Genomic DNA, 17,381 nt, shown 5'->3' with positions numbered 1-17,381 from the left:
ACCGCGCGACCATGTACAACGAAGACAAGATGATTGAATACTTGCGACATTCTGTTACCCTGTCTGTCTGATAACGACACTAAATATCCTCTTGTTTAATCAAGCCAGCAAAAGGCCTGAGAGCCAGTGAATACACCAGTCAACACAAGCCTGAACAAAAACAAGCTTCCACTCGAAGCTCCGTCGGAGAGCCCAGACAAGAAGATTTCCCTAAGTGTCGCATTTATACTCCTGCCAAACTTCACCCTGACACCTTTTTCATCCGTAATCGATGTCTTGCGCCTCGCGGCAGATGAAGGAGATTTCAGCCGCCCCCTAAAATGCCGCTGGTCTCTGATCAGTCCAAAACCGGGAAAACCTGTCAAATCCAGTTGCGGAATAGAAATCACTCCAACACAGGATATAGCAGATTTGGGCCAGTACGACTATCTCGTCGTGGTTGGCGGCCTTCTGCACAAGGGGCCACAGGCAGATGCCGAGACCATCAAGGTACTGCAGCAGGCTGCTGCACTTGGCGTCAGCATTGTCGGGCTTTGCACAGGCAGCTTTGCCATGATCAGGGCTGGTCTGATGAACGGGCGAAGATGCTGTGTCAGCTGGTACCATCACAACGATTTTCTTGAAGAGTTCAGCGATGTGAAACCGGTCGCAGACCAAATGTATGTGATTGATGGCAAGCGCATTACCTGTGCGGGGGGTGCCGGAGCACTCGATCTTGCTGCCTGGCTGGTAGAACGCCATCTGGGCAAGACCATTGCCCAGAAAAGCCTGCGCATCCTGCTGGTCGAAAAGGTCCGTTCTGCCAATGCGCCCCAGCCTCAGCCACCGACCATCAAGCTTTCACGCAACGACAGGGTCAGGAAGGCTGTGCTGACCATGGAACAGAATATGAGCACACCCCTCTCGGTCGAAGACATTGCCCGGCGGGTAAATATTTCGAAACGACAGCTTGAGAGAATTTTCAGTGAACATCTGAGCATGAGCCCTCAGGCCTGTTACCGCGAACTCAGACTGCGTTATGGTCTCTGGCAGCTGCTGAACACAGAAAAGGCCATCAGCGACATTGCCGCCGACTGTGGTTTCTCAGATGCCTCCCATTTTTCCCGTCACTTTAGCAAGACCTTCAAACGCCCCCCTTCTTCGATCCGAAACTCTCCGGACGAAGGCCAACTGATTCTACAGGCTCTCGTCGCGGAAGGTATTTAACGAAGAGCTTCAGCCCCTGCGCTGAACAACAAAAAAACAGGCCCCCGAGAGAGCCTGTTTTTTTGTTGTTCAGCAGTGTCTTCTCTGACAGGGATCAGGAGATAATCCCGCGGATACGGTCAGAACGACGACGCAGGATCTCCACCGTCGCCAGCATGATGACCGAGAAAGTGATCAAGATTGTCGCAACCGCCAGAATGGTCGGGCTGATCTGCTCGCGAATACCAGACCACATCTGCATTGGAATGGTACGCTGCTCGACCCCGGCAATAAAGATCGCCACGATAACTTCATCAAAAGATGTCATCAGAGCAAAAAGTGCCCCTGAAATCACACCTGTCATAATCAGCGGCATGGTGATCTTGAAGAAGGTATAGGTCGGTGTGGCCCCCAGGTTGGCAGCAGCCTTGACCAGATTGTGATCAAACCCGCTGAGCGTTGCGGTTACCGTGATCACAACAAAAGGGGTTCCCAAGGCTGTGTGCGCCAGAATCAGGCCAACATAGCTTTGAGAAATTCCGAGTGACGAATAGAAAAAGAACATCCCGGCAGCGGCAATAATCAAAGGTACGATCATCGGCGAGATCAACAGTCCCATGATCAGTCCCTTGTAGGGCAGCTCGGAACGGCTCAATCCCAGAGCCGCCAGAGTACCAAGAGAAGCAGCAAGGAAAGTCGAGAAGAAAGCGACAATCACCGAGTTCTTGATTGATTCCAGCCATCGATCACTGGTGAGGAATTCCTCATACCAGCGGGTTGAATAGGCATCAGGATCGAGGGTCAACATCCCCTGTGTAAAGCTGAAGTAGGGTTCGGCATTAAACGACAGAGGAACAATCACCAGGATCGGTGCAATCAGAAAGATAAATACGGCCGCACAGAAAACGCGAAAGGCATAGTACCATGTACGTTCGAGTGGGCCAGCATAGGAAGGAACAGACATATCTCTTACCCCAGCTTGACGTTGTTAACACCGACAAAGCGGCTATAGAGACCATAGATACCCATCACCAGAACCAATAGCATCACGCCAAGTGCAGCAGCCATACCCCAGTTGAGAGAACCCTGCATATGATAGGCAATCAAGTTACCGATAAACTGTCCGGACTGACCACCGACAAGAGCCGGGGTGATGTAATACCCAATCGCCAGAATGAAGACCAGAATAGCTCCGGCAGAAATCCCCGGGATCGTCTGGGGTAAATAAACCTGCCAGAAAGCCGTCCAGGGATTAGCGCCCAGTGACCGGGCCGCACGCAGATAACTTGGTGGCACTGTTTTCATAACGGAGTATAGCGGCAGTATCATGAAAGGCAGCAGGATATGGGTCATCGCAATCACAGTGCCCAAAGCATTGTAGATCATCTGCAACCGCTGTTCGTCTGCAATTATGCCCATCCAAACCAGCAAATCATTCAAGATACCTTGCGATTGCAACATGGCAATCCAGGAGCTCGTTCTCACCAGAAGAGACGTCCAAAACGGCAGCAACACCAGAATCATCAGCACATTTGCTTTTTTCACCGGCAGGGATGCCAGGAAGTAGGAAACCGGATAGCCCAGAAGAACAGTCATGGCTGTGATCAGCATGGACATCCAGAGTGTGCGCCAGAACAGTTTCAGATAAATCTGCTGGTTTTCAGGTACAAAAGACACTTCACCATCAGGCGAGGTCTCCATATCGAGTGCTGCGACATAATAAGACGAAGTATAAGAAGAGCTCAGACGTTTGATAATTTTCCAGTTATCAATATCTGCCCAGTCTTTATCGGCTTCGATAAGCGCTTCTTTATAAGGCGGTTCGATACGTGAAATCTTTCGCGCGGATCCCATGATCAGGCTGCGCATGCCACTGCTTTCATAATTCAGCCGAGTGGCAGCTTTACCAATTTCCTTACTTTCTCTACCCGCGATTAGGTCTTGAGCAAGCGCCGCAAAAATCGTTTCGTCTGGCAGCTCCTGACCATCCCAGTCCTGAAGGGCTTCAGACGTCAAGGGCATGTATTCGTTGACTTGGGGATCTTCCACACTCCGGATCAGCATATTGCCAATCGGGGCGACAAAAGTTACCAAAATAAACACGACAAGAGGAGCTACGAGCAGACATGCTCTGACCTTGTTCCGAAAAAGAGAACGATGCAGGTCAGCCTTGAGTCTCTTCTGTTCTTCCGGGCTCAGATCACCCGAGGCATCGACTGTTATTGCCATGAATTTTTCCCAGACGCACCTTGCTTGTAAACCGCTTATATGAACCGGGTCTGTACAAGGTTTTATTTCTCCTGACAGATGTCAGGAATCATTAATCAGCTGTCTTGTATAATACGGTTGAGGGAGCCCGTAGGCTCCCTCCCGTAAACTGGCTTATTGAGCCAACCAAGCGTTGAAACGCTCTTTCAGATCATCGCCGTTATCTGCCCAGAACGCAGCATCCTTCTTGATTGGTGTCTTGAAGTTAGCTGGGTTTGTTGGCATATGCGGGTTCATGTCCACACCGGTAGAAATGTGTGTGGAAATCAAAGGCGCAGAAGACTTACGTGCAGGACCATAGGAGATATATTTCGCCTGATCAGCAAGACGCTGTGTATCTGTAGAGAAACGCAGATAGTCCATTGCAGCTTTTTTGTTTGGTGCGTTCTTTGGAACAACCCATCCATCAAGCTCGAACATCTGACCGTCCCAGATAATGGTGAACGGCTGATTTTCAACAACCTGAGCGTTGAAGATACGGCCATTGTATGCGGAAGCGATTGTCACTTCGCCATCAGCAAGAAGCTGTGGTGGCTGTGCGCCAGCTTCCCACCAGATAACAGAGTCCTTGATGGTGTCAAGTTTGGCAAAAGCCCGGTCCACACCTTCGGGTGTATCCAGAACTTCATATACTTCATCATAAGGAACGCCATCTGCAACCAGAGCCCACTCGAGGTTCGCGGCTGGAATTTTCTCCAGAGACCGTTTCCCAGGGAACTTTTCAAGATCAAACACATCAGAAATAGTCTGAGGTGCTCCATCCGGGAATGCAGTGTTGTTATACGCAAAGAGAGTCGCGTATACGATTGTTGGGACAAAACAGCCTGTCAGTGAACCGGCAACAAAATCGTCCAGCGGTGCAGTACCGTCAGCACCCTGCTCCAGATCATTGTTGTAATCGATTTCCTGGGCGATGCCTTCGTCACAAGCTGTCAGCGCATCACCTTCAAGAATATCAACAATATCCCAGGTGCCATTACCAGCTTCAGCCTGGGCACGCATCCCGGCGAGAGCGTTTCCGGACTTGTCTTCATCAAGAACAGTAATGCCTGTTTTTGCAGTAAAAGGATCACTGTAAGCGCCACGCTGGCTGGCGGTGTATGCACCGCCCCAGGATACAACAGTGATGCTTTCAGCAGCCTGGGCAACCGTTGCAACTGCGACGGAACCCAAGATGATTGCAGTGGAAAGTTTCAAACTATTCTTCATTCGTATATGCCTCCCTAAGGCTTTGTGACCATGTGTCAAAAAACACGTTGGTATCTTCCGCCAAACCGGCGAGAAGATGGTCGATTGTCAGGCATCAAGTGCCCGACAGTCATCAATACTCCAGCCGACAGGAATGGTATCGCCTTTTGCGAGACCTTTTTTATCGGAGGAATTTGGAACCTTGACGATAAAATCATTGTGACCGCAGATATTCATGCGGACGCGGATATGATCACCAAGATAGATTACTTCTTCAGCCAGGCCAGAGAACATATTCTGGCACTGCCCTTCTGCAGGATTGAGGAACACACGTTCCGGACGCAGGGACAGAGTGGTTCCATGACCCGCACCGTCCGTGTTGATATCAAGCGCCTTTACGCGGTCTCCATTATCAAGAACCACTTCACAAATACCACCCGCTACGGCATCAACCTGGCCTGTCAGCGTATTGTTTTCCCCGATAAACTGGGCAACAAAGGCGTTCTCGGGCTTTTCATAAAGTTCTGTTGGCGGAGCCAGCTGCTGGATACGACCATCTTCGAACACGGCGATCCGGTTCGACATGGTCAGGGCTTCGGATTGATCATGCGTCACATAGACCACTGTCACACCCAGCCGCTCGTGAATATGCTTGATTTCATACTGCATCTGTTCACGCAGGTTCTTATCAAGCGCCCCGAGAGGCTCGTCCATCAACACCAGATCCGGTTCAAAAACCAGCGCACGGGCAACAGCCACGCGCTGTTGCTGTCCACCGGACAGCTGTGCAGGGCGGCGATTGCCAAACACACCCAGCTCGACCATATCAAGCGCTTTTTGAACGCGTTCCTTAACCTCGGCCTTTCCCATCTTGCGCACCTGAAGCGGAAACGCCAGATTTTCAGCAACGGTCATGTGAGGGAACAAAGCGTAGTTCTGGAACACCATGCCGATACCCCTTTTATGGGGTGCCACATTATTAATGGATCGGCCATTGAGAAAGATGTCACCATGTGTTGCGGTTTCAAATCCGGCAAGCATCATCAGTGAAGTCGTTTTGCCAGACCCGGAAGGGCCAAGCATCGTTAGNAATTCGCCTCGTGGGATATCGACATTCAGGTCTTTAACAACCAGATTAACGCCGTCGTAACTCTTCTGGACCCCATCAAAGCGCACAAACGCCTCGCTGGATACGGGACTTGTCATTGCGCTTTCGCCTCGCTACCTGTTCAAAATTAGCTCGCAGTGCGCGAATTATTAATTGCACATCATTAGAACCACTTATCCCTTAGAAATCAAGCGCCCCAAAAAAAACAGGGCGCAATCTTTCAGGAAAAGTGTTCCTAAAACTCGTCTTTTTAAGGCTGGATCTTGGAAAAAATAAACCTGCTCATGACCTGCCTCCATAAGTCAGCGCGACTTCGAGGTCGCGCATGTTTTTATAATTCTTTATCGAGTAAAAACCGTCAGCCTCTGATCGGGCTTTCATAGCGACCGCCCTTCTTTGCGAGAGCTGATCTGGTTCTCAATCGACTTAATACTGCCATAACCACCCTCACGATGACTGATGTTCTCGCAAGTGTCATGAACGGATGTGACATTAACATGAATAATTGAGACAAATCGACCAAAATTTTACTGATCTGCGACACAATCAACTTTTGAAACGAACCTCTGTAAAATAAAATAAGCTACCCCCCAGGATTACCGCCACTTTCACGATAGCTCCCCCCAGGAGTTACAGCCCTGATCTGAGAATCGCAAAGCAACGAGCAGAGCCAGACTTAATGTTCATGCGCTTTCTGGCAAAATTTTTCCTGGGTTCAAAAGCCCCTTGGGGTCCAGCGCCAGCTTGATCCGCCGCATAACTCCGACAGCACCTTCACCGTGCTCTTTTATCAAATACTTTCTTTTTCCCAGCCCCACACCGTGTTCTCCGGTACAGGTTCCGCCAAATTTGATCGCCATCTCGACCATTGCTGTGTTTACCCTTGCTGCCCGGGCCATCTCTTCCTGATTATCTGTATCGACAATAAAAAGTACATGAAAGTTCCCATCGCCAACATGACCGACCATCGGCGCAATCAAGTCCTCCTCTTCAATCAGGCGCCGGGTTTCGAGAATTGCTTCGGCAAGACGGGATACAGGCACACAGACATCTGTCGGCCAGCCCCGGCATCCCGCCCTGAGATTAATCGCTGCATAGAAGGCATCGTGTCTGGCCTGCCAGAGCCGATTGCGATCCTCGGGGCGGCTGGCCCATTGAAAATCACCTCCCCGATACTCCTGGGCAATTTCACCAACACGCGTAGCCTGCTCTTTGACGGAAGCTTCCGAGCCATGAAATTCAAAGAACAGGGTCGGCGCAACGGGGTAATCAAGCTTTGAATAGCGATTAACAGCATCCATTTGCACAGCATCAAGCAACTCAATGCGTGCAACCGGAATACCAGACTGGATTGTCAGCATAACCGTATTTACCGCAGCTTCCAGATCGTCAAAGGAACAAACAGCAGCAGATATCGCTTCGGGAATACCATACAACCTCAGCTGAAGTTCTGTAATAATTCCAAGCGTCCCTTCCGAACCAATCATCAAGCGAGTCAGATCATACCCAGCAGAAGATTTACGCGCACGACCACCTGTTCGGACAACCTCTCCATCGGCGAGGACTACCGTCATCCCCAACACATTGTCCCGCATGGTTCCATACCGCACTGCATTGGTTCCGGAAGCCCGCGTCGCTGCCATACCGCCCAGGGAGGCATCAGCACCGGGATCAATAGGAAAGAATAGTCCTGTATCCCGTAGATGCTGGTTGAGCTGCTTTCGGGTGACACCGGCCTGAACCCGGCAATCCAGATCCTCATCATTCGTTTCGAGGATCGCTGCCATCTCGGATAAATCGATACAAAGTCCGCCGGCAACCGCTGCGGTATGCCCTTCAAGGGATGTCCCGGTCCCGAAAGGCACCACCGGACAATCATGGGCATGGCAAAGACGCATAATGGCAGAGACTTCCTCTGTTGTTTTCGCAAAAGCAACCCCTTCCGGCGGCATGCCGGGGTGGTGCGCCTCCCCCTGTCCGTGACGCTCACAGATAGCGGTCGACAGGTTCAGGCGTTCACCAAGAAGTTTGGCCAAGGCATCTTTCAAAACGGGCGTAAGGCGTGGGGAAACAGTCATCGGGGCACATCCACAAGCAAGGTTATTTTCTGATTTCTCCGGGCGCTACCTGATCACACAGACAGTCAACCCATGCTGGCGAAGAGAAAACCAAAGCGCAAGCAGGCAATTGCAGACAGCTTGATCTTGCCTAGGTCAAAAGGCAGGATGCCCGGGACATCACAAGCCTTGCCCTTTTTATCCCGGGACAATATTTTGCGCGAAACAGACCTCTACCCCCCCCTTAAAGCCTACCTTGAACGACAGGGCTATGAGGTAAAGTCGGAAATCCGGGGATGCGATGTTGTCGCCTGCCGTGGCGATGAACCTCCTGTGATCATTGAGTTAAAAACCGGAATTACACTTCCCCTGTTTCTGCAAGGCATTGAGCGACAAAGCCTGAGCGACGATGTCTACCTTGCTTTTGCAGTACCGCATCGCCTGACAAAGAATAATCTCTGGTTTCGCTACAGGAAAGACATCATCAAGCTTTGCCGCCGCCTTGGACTGGGGCTGATCACTGTGCGCATCAGCGAGAACCTCAGCCCGGATGTTGTCGTGCAGCAGGACCCGGCCCCCTATGTTCCGAGAAAAAATAAACGACGAAGTGGTCTGTTATTGCAGGAATTCGAACGGAGAGTTGGAGACCCCAATCTGGGCGGCAGCAACAAACGCCCGATTATCACCGCCTATCGGCAGGATTCCCTGCGCTGTGCCGCCTTTATCAAGCTTCACGGCACAGCAAAAGCTGCGGATATCCGAAAGAACACAGCTGTCGCAAAAGCCTCTGCCATCCTGCAACGTGATGTTTATGGCTGGTTTCACCGCACAGAGCGCGGCATTTACGGTCTTTCACCAAAAGGTGAAGAAGCCCTGACAGTTTTTTCTGATGTCCTAGACACATTGCGCTAAACTACCCCCTTACGCATAACAAACAGGGGAACAGGGTTCGACGAAAACAGCCCGAAACAACAACCTCTCCAAACAGGTATAGATTTCTGCACGCCTTATTCTTAATCAATTTTGATATAAGGAAGACCCGAAATGACACGCAAAAAAGCCAGTGATTTCAACCAGGAACTGCTTAACCTTTATGATCACTATGCCCACGGACTTATCGGTCGCAGGGAATTCATGGACAAAGCTGTAAAATACAGTGTCGGGGGACTTACCGGTGCTGCTTTGCTCAAGTCCCTTTCGCCCAACTACGCCCTGGCGAAGCAGGTAGAAGAAAACGACCCGAGGATCACAGCTGAAACAATTGAATATGACTCACCTGACGGACACGGGAAAATCAAGGGGTATCTGGTTCGTCCAACAGAGGGCGGCAAACGCGGCAGCGTCGTTGTTATTCACGAAAACCGGGGCCTTAATCCCTATATCGCCGATGTCGCACGACGTGTAGCTATCGCAGGTTTCACGGCCCTCGCACCCGACGGCCTCACCCCTCTGGGCGGTTATCCCGGCACAGATGATGAGGGTAAAGAACTCCAGAAACAGCTTGATTCAGATAAACTCACAGAAGACTTTATCGCCGCTTATCATTTTCTGAAGGCAGACGATAATTCCAATGGCAAGGTTGGTGCAGTTGGTTTCTGCTACGGCGGGGGCGTCTGTAACAAAATGGCAGTTCGCCTTCCGGATATGAGCGCCAGCGTGCCTTTTTATGGTCGCCAGGCAAGTGCAGAAGAAACAGCACAAATCCAGTCCCCGCTGCTGCTGCACTACGCAGCCCTGGATACCCGGGTCAACGAAGGCTGGCCCGCTTATGAAGCCGCCTTGAAAGAACACGGCAAGGACTACACAGTCCATATTTATGACGGGGTCAATCACGGCTTTCACAATGACACCACGCCCAGATATGACGAAACCGCCGCGGAACTTGCCTGGAAGCGAACCATAGAGTTCTTTGCCGACAAGCTCAGTTAGGAATGGCAAAAAGCCACAAACGTCAACCCTTTCCCCTTGATCGAGGAAAGGGTTGACCTTCCTGATACTCTTTAAATCTGACCTGGGGCAGATCGGCTTTTTTCTGCCATTAACCTGCCTTATTCAGGAGGCATGAAAAGATGATGATATCTTCTTTCTTCAAATGCCTCGGCGTTCTGGCAATCACCCTGATGCTATTGCTTATCGGGCCAATCTTTGTCGTATCCTCGGATGAGATCGATCTTTCCACACCCTGGGGCAAGGCCAATAATGATCGCAGCGGCCTTGCCCCAGATCCCGCGACATCCCGCGAAGCAATTGTTCAGGTTTATGGAGCGAGAACCTTCAGCTGGCGTGGCGCCTTTGCCGTCCATACATGGATCGCCGTAAAAGCGGAAAATGCAACAAGCTACACCCGACTGGAAGTCATTGGCTGGCGCAAACGTCGTGGACTTCCCGTTACCTCGGCCACCACAGGTTGGCCGGATCGTAACTGGTTTGGCTCCAGACCAGAGCTCTATTACGAGCTTCATGGCCCTGCTGCAGAAAAAATGATTCCCGAAATTTTGGCAGCGGCACAGAAATATCCCTATCCTGACGAATACGAAGCCTGGCCGGGCCCCAATTCCAATACCTTTACCGCCTTTGTCCTCCGACGCGTCCCCGAAATGACCGTAGATCTGCCACCGACGGCTATCGGCAAAGACTATCTCGACAGCAGCAATCACTTTGTTGCCATGGCTCCCAGCAATACAGGCATACAGATATCTTTCTTCGGCCTGATCGGCGCAATTGCTTCAAAGGCTGAAGGGCTGGAAATCAATCTTCTTGGACTGGGCTTTGGGCTTGATCCTGACAATCTTGCCCTTCGATTACCCGGGATCGGCAAGGTCGGATTCATCAAGGATACAATCCCCCTGCCAGAAGATACCGCTGCACCGGAAAGCTAGATCAAGCTTTGCATGAAAACATCCAAACCAGAACAAAAAGGGATCAAATATACCTTCCGGGATTGACTCCCCTGTCTGGGCAGGCTAGTGCAAAAAGATCAGAATCAAGGTCCTGCTTCCTGATCACGATCAAACGCAGGAAAGCGTAAACAAACCAAGAGAATGTGCTGGACATGAGTATCTGGGGAAAAATAGTTGGGGGAGCTGCCGGTTTCGCCTTTGGCGGTCCAATCGGAGCCTTTCTTGGCGCGTTGGCCGGACATGCGGTTGACCGGATGCGCGCTGAAAGCGAAAGCGGTCCTGACGGCATCAAGGATGATGGCACCAAGCAGATTGCCTTTACGATCGGGGTGATTGTTCTGGGCGCCAAGATGGCCAAGGCGGACGGCGTTGTCACCAAGGATGAAGTCGCAGCCTTCAAACAGGTATTTCGTATTCCCCCAGAAGAAATGAAGAATGTCGGCCGCCTTTTTGATCGCGCCCGGCAAGACGCCGGAGGGTTTGAACCCTACGCTGAACAGTTGAGCCGTACTTTCCGCAACAATCCCGCCGTGCTCGAGGAACTCCTCAACGGCCTGTTTCATATTGCCAAAGCCGACGGCACGGTTTCACCCGAAGAAATTCAGTATCTCCGCAGCGTTGCCGAAATTTTCGGCTTCAGCGAGCAACAGTGGGATCGGGTCAATGCTTCAAACGTCGGCGCCGATAAATCAGACCCTTACCGTATCCTCGGGGTTCAAAGAAGCGACAGCGATGCGGAAATCAAAACCGCCCACCGCCGTCTGGTTCTGGAAAACCACCCGGATCGTCTGGTCGCCCAGGGCATGCCCCAGGAGTTTGTTGATCTTGCCAACGAAAAACTGGCTGCGATCAATGCTGCTTACGACCAGATCAAACAACTCAGAAAATAGAACAACAGTAAAAAATGGCCCCTCCCTCACATCTCGTGGCACTGAACGGTGCCGCACTGCGTTTTGGTACAAAAACCCTTTTTGAAGAGCTGTCTTTTGGACTGGCGCGTGGGGAAAAGGCCTGTCTTGTCGGGCGGAACGGCACGGGTAAATCCACCTTGCTGAAAATCATGGCCGGGCAACAGGAACTGGATAGCGGCCAGCGTTTCCTCCAGCCCGGGATTACCGTCGCGTATCTGCCACAGGATCCGGTATTCGAGCAGAACGCCACTGTATTTGACCATGTTAAAGCCGGACTGCGGCCTGATGCAGGCGAGGCAGACTACCTTGTTGATGCCATGCTGCACCACGTCCAGCTTCCGGGCGATAGATTGCTGCATGGCCTTTCCGGTGGCGAAGGCCGAAGAGCTGCCCTGGCCCGGGCACTGATCAGTGAACCTGAAGTCCTGCTGATGGACGAGCCAACCAACCATCTGGATCTGCCAACCATCCAGTGGCTTGAAGAAGAACTCTCGCGTTTTCGCGGCGCCCTAATGGTTATCAGCCATGACCGCGCCTTCCTGAACCACCTGACCAAGCAGACTTTCTGGCTGGACCGCGGCAGCATCTATCGTCTCGATAAGGGTTTCGAACACTACGAAGCCTGGGCCGAAGAACTGCGCGAAAAGGAAGAGCAGGAACTCTATCGCCTGAAAAAACAGATCGCGCGTGAGGAACACTGGCTCCAGCGCGGCGTAACCGCCCGCCGAAAACGCAACATGGGCCGCCTGCGCAATCTTCAGGACCTGCGTCAGAAACGTTCGGAGTGGATGAAAGAAACCGGTTCGGCCAAACTGGAACTGGAAACGCTTGATACTGGTGGTGACAAGGTGATCACCGCTGAACACATCAGCAAATCCTATCCGCTGAAAGACGGAGGAACCCGGGAAATCATCAAAGATTTCAGCACCAAGATCAAACGGGGCGACCGCATTGGCATCGTCGGCCCCAATGGTGCCGGAAAATCCACCCTGGTCAAGATGCTGGTCAATAAAATCGAGCCAGACAGCGGAACAGTCAAGCTCGGCACCAACCTGACCATGCACTATTTCGACCAGAAGCGGGAAGATCTCGATCCCAACAGCACCCTTTGGGAAACCATGGCCCCCGGCGGTGGCGATTCAATTATGGTCCGGGGCGTGCAAAAACACGTGGTCAGCTACCTCAAAGACTTTCTCTTTGATGAAGGTCAGGTGCGCCAGCCCGTCTACACCCTTTCCGGTGGGGAGAAAAACCGGCTGCTGCTTGCCCGGATGTTTGCCCAGGCCAGCAACCTTCTGATCCTCGATGAGCCGACCAACGATCTCGACATGGACACCCTCGACCTGCTCGAAGAAGTACTGGACGAGTATGAAGGCACCCTGCTTCTGGTCAGCCATGATCGTGATTTTCTCGACCGCCTTGCCACAGCCATCTATGCCGTCGAAGGCGACGGCAGCGTGATCGAATACGCCGGGGGTTATAGTGACTATCGACGCCAGAGAGCCCTCGGAAACGTTACAGATTCTGAATTGACCAAACAGTTCACCAGCGACAAGAACAACAAGGCAAGCAAAAAAGAAACACCCGCCAAAGGCAAAACCAGTGGCAAGCTCAGCTACAAGGAACAGCGCGAACTTGATGCCCTGCCGGAGCTGCTTGAAAAATTCGCGACAGAGATCCAGAAGCTGGAAGTTGAAATGGCGGACCCCAAGCTCTACAGCAAAGACCCCGACAGATTCCAGAAGGTCAGTGACCTACTGGAAAAAACCCTGACTCAACAGGCCGAAGCAGAAGAGCGCTGGCTTGAACTGGAAGAGAAACAGGAAAGTTTCAAAATCTAGGCGCAGGAAGGACCAGAAAGATCTATGTTCTTTCTGGTCCTTCCTGCTGACCCAAGCACGAGTGAACTGATGACGGCAGTTGAACAGGTCGACGCAATCGTAATTGGCGCAGGCGTTGTAGGCATGGCTTGCGCCCGAGCTCTTGCCCTGGCCGGGCGCGAAGTCATTGTCATAGAAAAAGAGTCCCAGCCCGGCACCGGGATATCAGCCCGCAACAGCGGCGTCATCCACGCCGGGATCTATTATCCCACCGGAAGCCTGAAGGCACAGCTCTGCCTGCGCGGCAAAGAGCTGTTATATGGTTTTTGCAGGGATCACGCTGTACCGCATCGCCAATGCGGCAAGTTGATTGTTGCCACATCTACAGCTGAAGAAACTGCGCTTGAAAAGATTCTCAAGCTTGCTTGCACCAATGGCGTCGACGATCTCTGCTACCTTTCCCCCAAGGAGGTTACCGAACGCGAACCAGCTTTAGTTGTAACCAAGGCACTGCTGTCCCCCTCAACCGGTATTATTGATGTTCACAGCCTGATCCTTGCTTTTCAGGGGGATCTGGAAAATCACGGCGGGATGATTGCCTTCAACACGCCGGTTTTAAGTGGTCAGGCCACAGATTCCGGCATTGTTCTGGAAACCGGTGGGGACAGCCCCATGGTTTTATCGGCAAAGACCGTGATCAATGCTGCCGGGTTGGGGGCGATGGCCCTTGCCCAGAAACTAGAAGGGCTACCGGAACAATTTGTACCTGAACTTTATTATGCCAAGGGCAACTATTTCAGCCTGCCGGGCAAACCGCCTTTCCAGCATCTGATCTATCCTGTGCCTGAACAGGCCGGATTGGGGGTACATGTGACACTGGATCTGGAGGGGCAGGTTCGTTTTGGTCCTGATGTGGAGTGGGTCAAGGAGCTGGATTATCCGGTCAACCCGTCCAGATCAGCGCCCTTTTACGCCGCGATCAGGCGCTACTGGCCAGATCTGCCAGACGATGTGCTGGTTCCTGACTATTCCGGCATCCGCCCCAAATTACAGGCTCCCGGAGAAGCAGCGGTCGATTTTGTGATCCAGGGGCCTGCAACACATAAGGTTCCGGGGCTGATCAATCTTTTCGGCATTGAGTCCCCTGGCCTGACTTCGGCGATGGCCATCGCTGAGGATGTCCTGATCCAACTGGACCGCGACTGATCGGGACAAAAAATCTGTCGGCTGCTGACGACCGTCAGGAAGTTCCAGGAAAGGTCGGGCCAACAGCTCACGCCATATCTGCAATTTTCTCATTACAAACCTGAACATTGCCTACCTCTTTAACTCATATTATTGAACTATATTTACAAGATAGCCCTTATTTTTCTTGCCTTTCAAACCGTAAATACTCATAGTGATATGAGTATTTCTCATATCACAGCTTCCAACACACCCATGCAGCGACAGCTCCCGCCCCTCAACGCCCTGAAGGCATTTGAAGCCGCAGCCCGCCATCTGAACTTCACAGAAGCCGCAGAGGAGTTACATGTCACCCAGGGCGCTATAAGCCGACAGATCAAAACTCTGGAAGAGCATTTCCAGGGGCCCTTGTTCCAGCGCCACCATCGCCACCTCACGCTGACGGACGACGGCAAAAAACTGCTCCCTGTCCTCAACGAGATTTTTGACCGGATTCAGGCTATTTCAGAGGAAATCAGGGGACGTTCCGAAGATTTGACGATAAAGGTCCTACCCTCTTTTGCCATACGTTGGCTCATTCCCAGACTCCCAAAATTCCAGGAGGCCTTTCCCGAAATCAACGTACGCCTGACCACCGCATGGCATACCGTTGCGTTCGACCGGGAGCATTTTGACGCGGGGATTGTTCACAGTACAAAAATGCGTCTGGGCGGTCCGCTGCACAAAACCATCATCACCCCAGAATGGATGACCCCGGCTTGCTCCCCAAATCTGTTAAACAGGGAAACAGGATTACAAAACACGAACGACCTCAAAAGCCTGACATTACTGCACTGCGGGCACGAATCTGACGAGTGGATACAGTGGTGCAAGGAAGCAAAGACTACAGAAATAAACCCGAGATCAGGTCAGGTCTTCGATTTGATGGATACGGCTCTGAGAGCAGCAGCAAGCGGTTTTGGCGTTGCCCTTGCCGACCTAATGATGATTTCCGATGAGCTGGAAAGCGGCCAGCTGGTGACGCCTTTTCCTGACATCGCCTCCCTGATCGGGGTTTATTATCTGATCTGCCCCCCCGGCAAGGCGAATAAACCAGCCCTGAAACATTTCCGGAAATGGCTCACGGATGAATGTCGCGCCACAATAGACAACAGCCCAGACCTCCAACGACTAGAGGCCCGCGATGCAGATCTCCTGCAACACTACGTCACCTAATTTCGGACCACGCCCCAAAGGGCAAAAACCCGACATGCTTCTGCTTCACTATACCGGCATGAAAACCGGAGGCGACGCTCTTCAGCGACTGTGTGATCCTGCCGCTCAGGTCAGTGCCCACTATCTGGTTGAGGAGAACGGGGACATTCTTCGCCTGGTCGAGGAAGATCAGCGCGCCTGGCATGCCGGAGTTTCCTGCTGGGCGGGCGACAGCGATATCAATTCCTGCTCTATTGGTATTGAAATTGTCAATCCGGGCCATGAATGGGGCTACCGTGCATTTCCGGCCCCCCAGATGCGCGCAGTCACACAGCTGTGTCTCGCTATTCTTTCCCGCCACCAAATCCCTGCTGAAAGAATACTTGCCCATTCGGATGTCGCCCCCCTGCGCAAGGAAGATCCGGGTGAGCTGTTTGACTGGGCAGGTCTCGCCAATGCCGGCATTGGCCTCTGGCCTCGAAACACCCCGGACACAACAGAGGTTACAGCAGACTCCTTCCTCGCAGCCTTGCAAAGATACGGCTACGATACCGACCTCACCACCCCCGGCGCCGCTAAAAACAGAGCCGCTGTCGTTGCGTTCCAGAGACATTTCCGGCCAGGACTGTTTGATGGCGCAATCGACAAGCAAAGCTGCCAGATTCTCGGTTCGTTGCTTTCACAGCTTGACGCCCGCGCCTAATCCTCCTAACTGTGAGCCGTCAGACGGTCCGACAGGCTGCTCTTTCCGGCAGGTTCGCCTGAACCGGAAAGGGAGGAAAGTCCGGGCTCCACGGGAATACGGTGCCGGATAACGTCCGGCGGGGGCGACCCTAGGGAAAGTGCCACAGAAAGTAAACCGCCTGTAGGTCAGGGTTTCTTCGGAAGCCTGACAGGCAGGTAAGGGTGAAAGGGTGCGGTAAGAGCGCACCGCGCGGCCAGCAATGGAAGCGGCATGGTAAACCCCACCGGGAGCAAGACTAAATAGGGTCGACAGAACCACAAGGCTCCGGTTTTGCAGGTTCAGGTGTTTTTCCGCACCGTCGACCGGGTCAGTTGCGCGAGGTGTCCAGCAATGGACATCCCAGATGAATAGCCTTCCGTTGGCACAGGACTTCGGTTCTGTGACAAGCGACAAAACCCGGCTTATGACCGTCTGACATTTTCCTCTTGTGGCCTTTTCCTCGATGTTTCCGGTGTGAATGTCCCTCTCCTGCTCGACTCCTTCTCAAAGGAATTGGCCAGATGCACCTTTGCCCAAACCCCTGTCTCATGAAACAGCAACAAGCTCCGCGGCGCCTCCCCCTCCTTGCCGCAATCAACTGATTGAAAAGCAAGTCGAATGTTCCAAAAATTCCCTTGAAATATAAACAGTTAACGATGTTTTAACCATAGAGATGCCACACCCCAAACCATTGACACCCATTAAATCCCATGATATCCCATAAAAACCCATTTGAGACCCAGATACACCCAATCTGGATCAAACAGGGAACACTTCAGGTTCAGGAAAGCGGGGGCGTTTTCCAGCGAACCACAAACAGAGATCTCATCGGGATCTCTTC

At 52.2% G+C, this 17,381-nt stretch carries 14 protein-coding genes and 1 other RNA gene; 10 read left to right on the top strand and 5 right to left on the bottom strand.

What is annotated here, in order from left to right:
- Positions 1-126 precede the first annotated feature (126 nt).
- Positions 127-1,206 carry a GlxA family transcriptional regulator gene (locus B152_RS0111740; protein WP_020592620.1) on the top strand — a complete coding sequence of 360 codons (1,080 nt, stop codon included), beginning with the start codon at positions 127-129 and terminating at the stop codon, positions 1,204-1,206.
- 94 nt (positions 1,207-1,300) lie between these two features.
- Here the strand turns inward: B152_RS0111740 and B152_RS0111735 are convergent, their stop codons facing one another.
- From B152_RS0111735 to B152_RS0111715, 5 genes are all read right to left on the bottom strand, one after another.
- Positions 1,301-2,149: an ABC transporter permease gene (locus B152_RS0111735; RefSeq protein ID WP_020592619.1), complete on the bottom strand. Its 849-nt coding sequence runs from the start codon at positions 2,147-2,149 to the stop codon at positions 1,301-1,303.
- Between the two features lie 5 nt (positions 2,150-2,154).
- Entirely contained in the window at positions 2,155-3,414 is a 1,260-nt protein-coding gene (locus B152_RS0111730; protein ID WP_020592618.1) for an ABC transporter permease, read from the bottom strand.
- A gap of 153 nt (positions 3,415-3,567) precedes the next feature.
- Positions 3,568-4,662 carry an ABC transporter substrate-binding protein gene (locus tag B152_RS0111725; protein WP_020592617.1) on the bottom strand — a complete coding sequence of 365 codons (1,095 nt, stop codon included), beginning with the start codon at positions 4,660-4,662 and terminating at the stop codon, positions 3,568-3,570.
- Between the two features lie 87 nt (positions 4,663-4,749).
- Positions 4,750-5,847: an ABC transporter ATP-binding protein gene (locus B152_RS0111720; RefSeq protein WP_020592616.1), complete on the bottom strand. Its 1,098-nt coding sequence runs from the start codon at positions 5,845-5,847 to the stop codon at positions 4,750-4,752.
- A gap of 585 nt (positions 5,848-6,432) precedes the next feature.
- Positions 6,433-7,827, bottom strand: a complete 1,395-nt coding sequence (locus B152_RS0111715) for an FAD-binding oxidoreductase (RefSeq protein ID WP_020592615.1) — start codon at positions 7,825-7,827, stop codon at positions 6,433-6,435.
- A 195-nt stretch (positions 7,828-8,022) separates the two neighbouring features.
- On the opposite strand from B152_RS0111715, the gene B152_RS0111710 reads away from it, so the two are divergent.
- The 9 genes from B152_RS0111710 (at position 8,023) to rnpB (ending at position 16,980) form a co-directional block, all read left to right on the top strand.
- Complete coding sequence (locus tag B152_RS0111710) at positions 8,023-8,718, top strand: DUF2161 domain-containing phosphodiesterase (RefSeq protein ID WP_211212189.1); 696 nt, start codon at positions 8,023-8,025, stop codon at positions 8,716-8,718.
- A 132-nt stretch (positions 8,719-8,850) separates the two neighbouring features.
- Positions 8,851-9,735 carry a YghX family hydrolase gene (gene yghX, locus B152_RS0111705; protein WP_020592613.1) on the top strand — a complete coding sequence of 295 codons (885 nt, stop codon included), beginning with the start codon at positions 8,851-8,853 and terminating at the stop codon, positions 9,733-9,735.
- 140 nt (positions 9,736-9,875) lie between these two features.
- Positions 9,876-10,685, top strand: a complete 810-nt coding sequence (locus B152_RS0111700) for a DUF3750 domain-containing protein (RefSeq protein WP_020592612.1) — start codon at positions 9,876-9,878, stop codon at positions 10,683-10,685.
- A 173-nt stretch (positions 10,686-10,858) separates the two neighbouring features.
- The gene (locus B152_RS0111695; protein WP_020592611.1) at positions 10,859-11,596 is read left to right on the top strand and encodes a TerB family tellurite resistance protein; all 738 of its coding nucleotides are present in this window, start codon (positions 10,859-10,861) and stop codon (positions 11,594-11,596) included.
- Positions 11,597-11,610: 14 nt separating this feature from the next.
- Positions 11,611-13,458, top strand: a complete 1,848-nt coding sequence (locus B152_RS0111690; RefSeq protein ID WP_020592610.1) for an ABC-F family ATP-binding cassette domain-containing protein — start codon at positions 11,611-11,613, stop codon at positions 13,456-13,458.
- A gap of 24 nt (positions 13,459-13,482) precedes the next feature.
- On the top strand, positions 13,483-14,643 hold the full coding sequence (locus B152_RS0111685) for an NAD(P)/FAD-dependent oxidoreductase (protein ID WP_020592609.1): 1,161 nt from the start codon (positions 13,483-13,485) through the stop codon (positions 14,641-14,643).
- A 198-nt stretch (positions 14,644-14,841) separates the two neighbouring features.
- Positions 14,842-15,837 (top strand): transcriptional regulator GcvA, encoded by a 996-nt coding sequence (gene gcvA, locus B152_RS23460; protein ID WP_157231054.1) that lies wholly within the window; start codon positions 14,842-14,844, stop codon positions 15,835-15,837.
- Positions 15,806-16,519: an N-acetylmuramoyl-L-alanine amidase gene (locus B152_RS0111675; RefSeq protein WP_026261505.1), complete on the top strand. Its 714-nt coding sequence runs from the start codon at positions 15,806-15,808 to the stop codon at positions 16,517-16,519. Before gcvA ends, B152_RS0111675 begins: the two co-directional genes overlap by 32 nt.
- Positions 16,520-16,538: 19 nt before the next feature.
- An RNA gene (gene rnpB, locus B152_RS25385) (RNase P RNA component class A) lies at positions 16,539-16,980 on the top strand.
- Positions 16,981-17,381 lie beyond the last annotated feature (401 nt).

This window comes from Kiloniella laminariae DSM 19542 (genome assembly GCF_000374005.1).
GTDB classification, from domain to species: Bacteria; Pseudomonadota; Alphaproteobacteria; order Kiloniellales; family Kiloniellaceae; genus Kiloniella; species Kiloniella laminariae.
This window is presented reverse-complemented; position numbering and strand designations above follow the sequence as displayed.

Coding starts and splice junctions, on each gene's coding strand:
- yghX (WP_020592613.1), top strand. CDS start 8,851: ATGACACGCAAAAAAGCCAGTGATTTCAACCAGGAACTGCTTAACCTT.
- B152_RS0111695 (WP_020592611.1), top strand. CDS start 10,859: ATGAGTATCTGGGGAAAAATAGTTGGGGGAGCTGCCGGTTTCGCCTTT.
- B152_RS0111735 (WP_020592619.1), bottom strand. CDS start 2,149: ATGTCTGTTCCTTCCTATGCTGGCCCACTCGAACGTACATGGTACTAT.
- B152_RS0111675 (WP_026261505.1), top strand. CDS start 15,806: ATGCAGATCTCCTGCAACACTACGTCACCTAATTTCGGACCACGCCCC.
- B152_RS0111715 (WP_020592615.1), bottom strand. CDS start 7,827: ATGACTGTTTCCCCACGCCTTACGCCCGTTTTGAAAGATGCCTTGGCC.
- B152_RS0111690 (WP_020592610.1), top strand. CDS start 11,611: ATGGCCCCTCCCTCACATCTCGTGGCACTGAACGGTGCCGCACTGCGT.
- B152_RS0111725 (WP_020592617.1), bottom strand. CDS start 4,662: ATGAAGAATAGTTTGAAACTTTCCACTGCAATCATCTTGGGTTCCGTC.
- B152_RS0111685 (WP_020592609.1), top strand. CDS start 13,483: ATGTTCTTTCTGGTCCTTCCTGCTGACCCAAGCACGAGTGAACTGATG.
- B152_RS0111700 (WP_020592612.1), top strand. CDS start 9,876: ATGATGATATCTTCTTTCTTCAAATGCCTCGGCGTTCTGGCAATCACC.
- gcvA (WP_157231054.1), top strand. CDS start 14,842: ATGAGTATTTCTCATATCACAGCTTCCAACACACCCATGCAGCGACAG.
- B152_RS0111730 (WP_020592618.1), bottom strand. CDS start 3,414: ATGGCAATAACAGTCGATGCCTCGGGTGATCTGAGCCCGGAAGAACAG.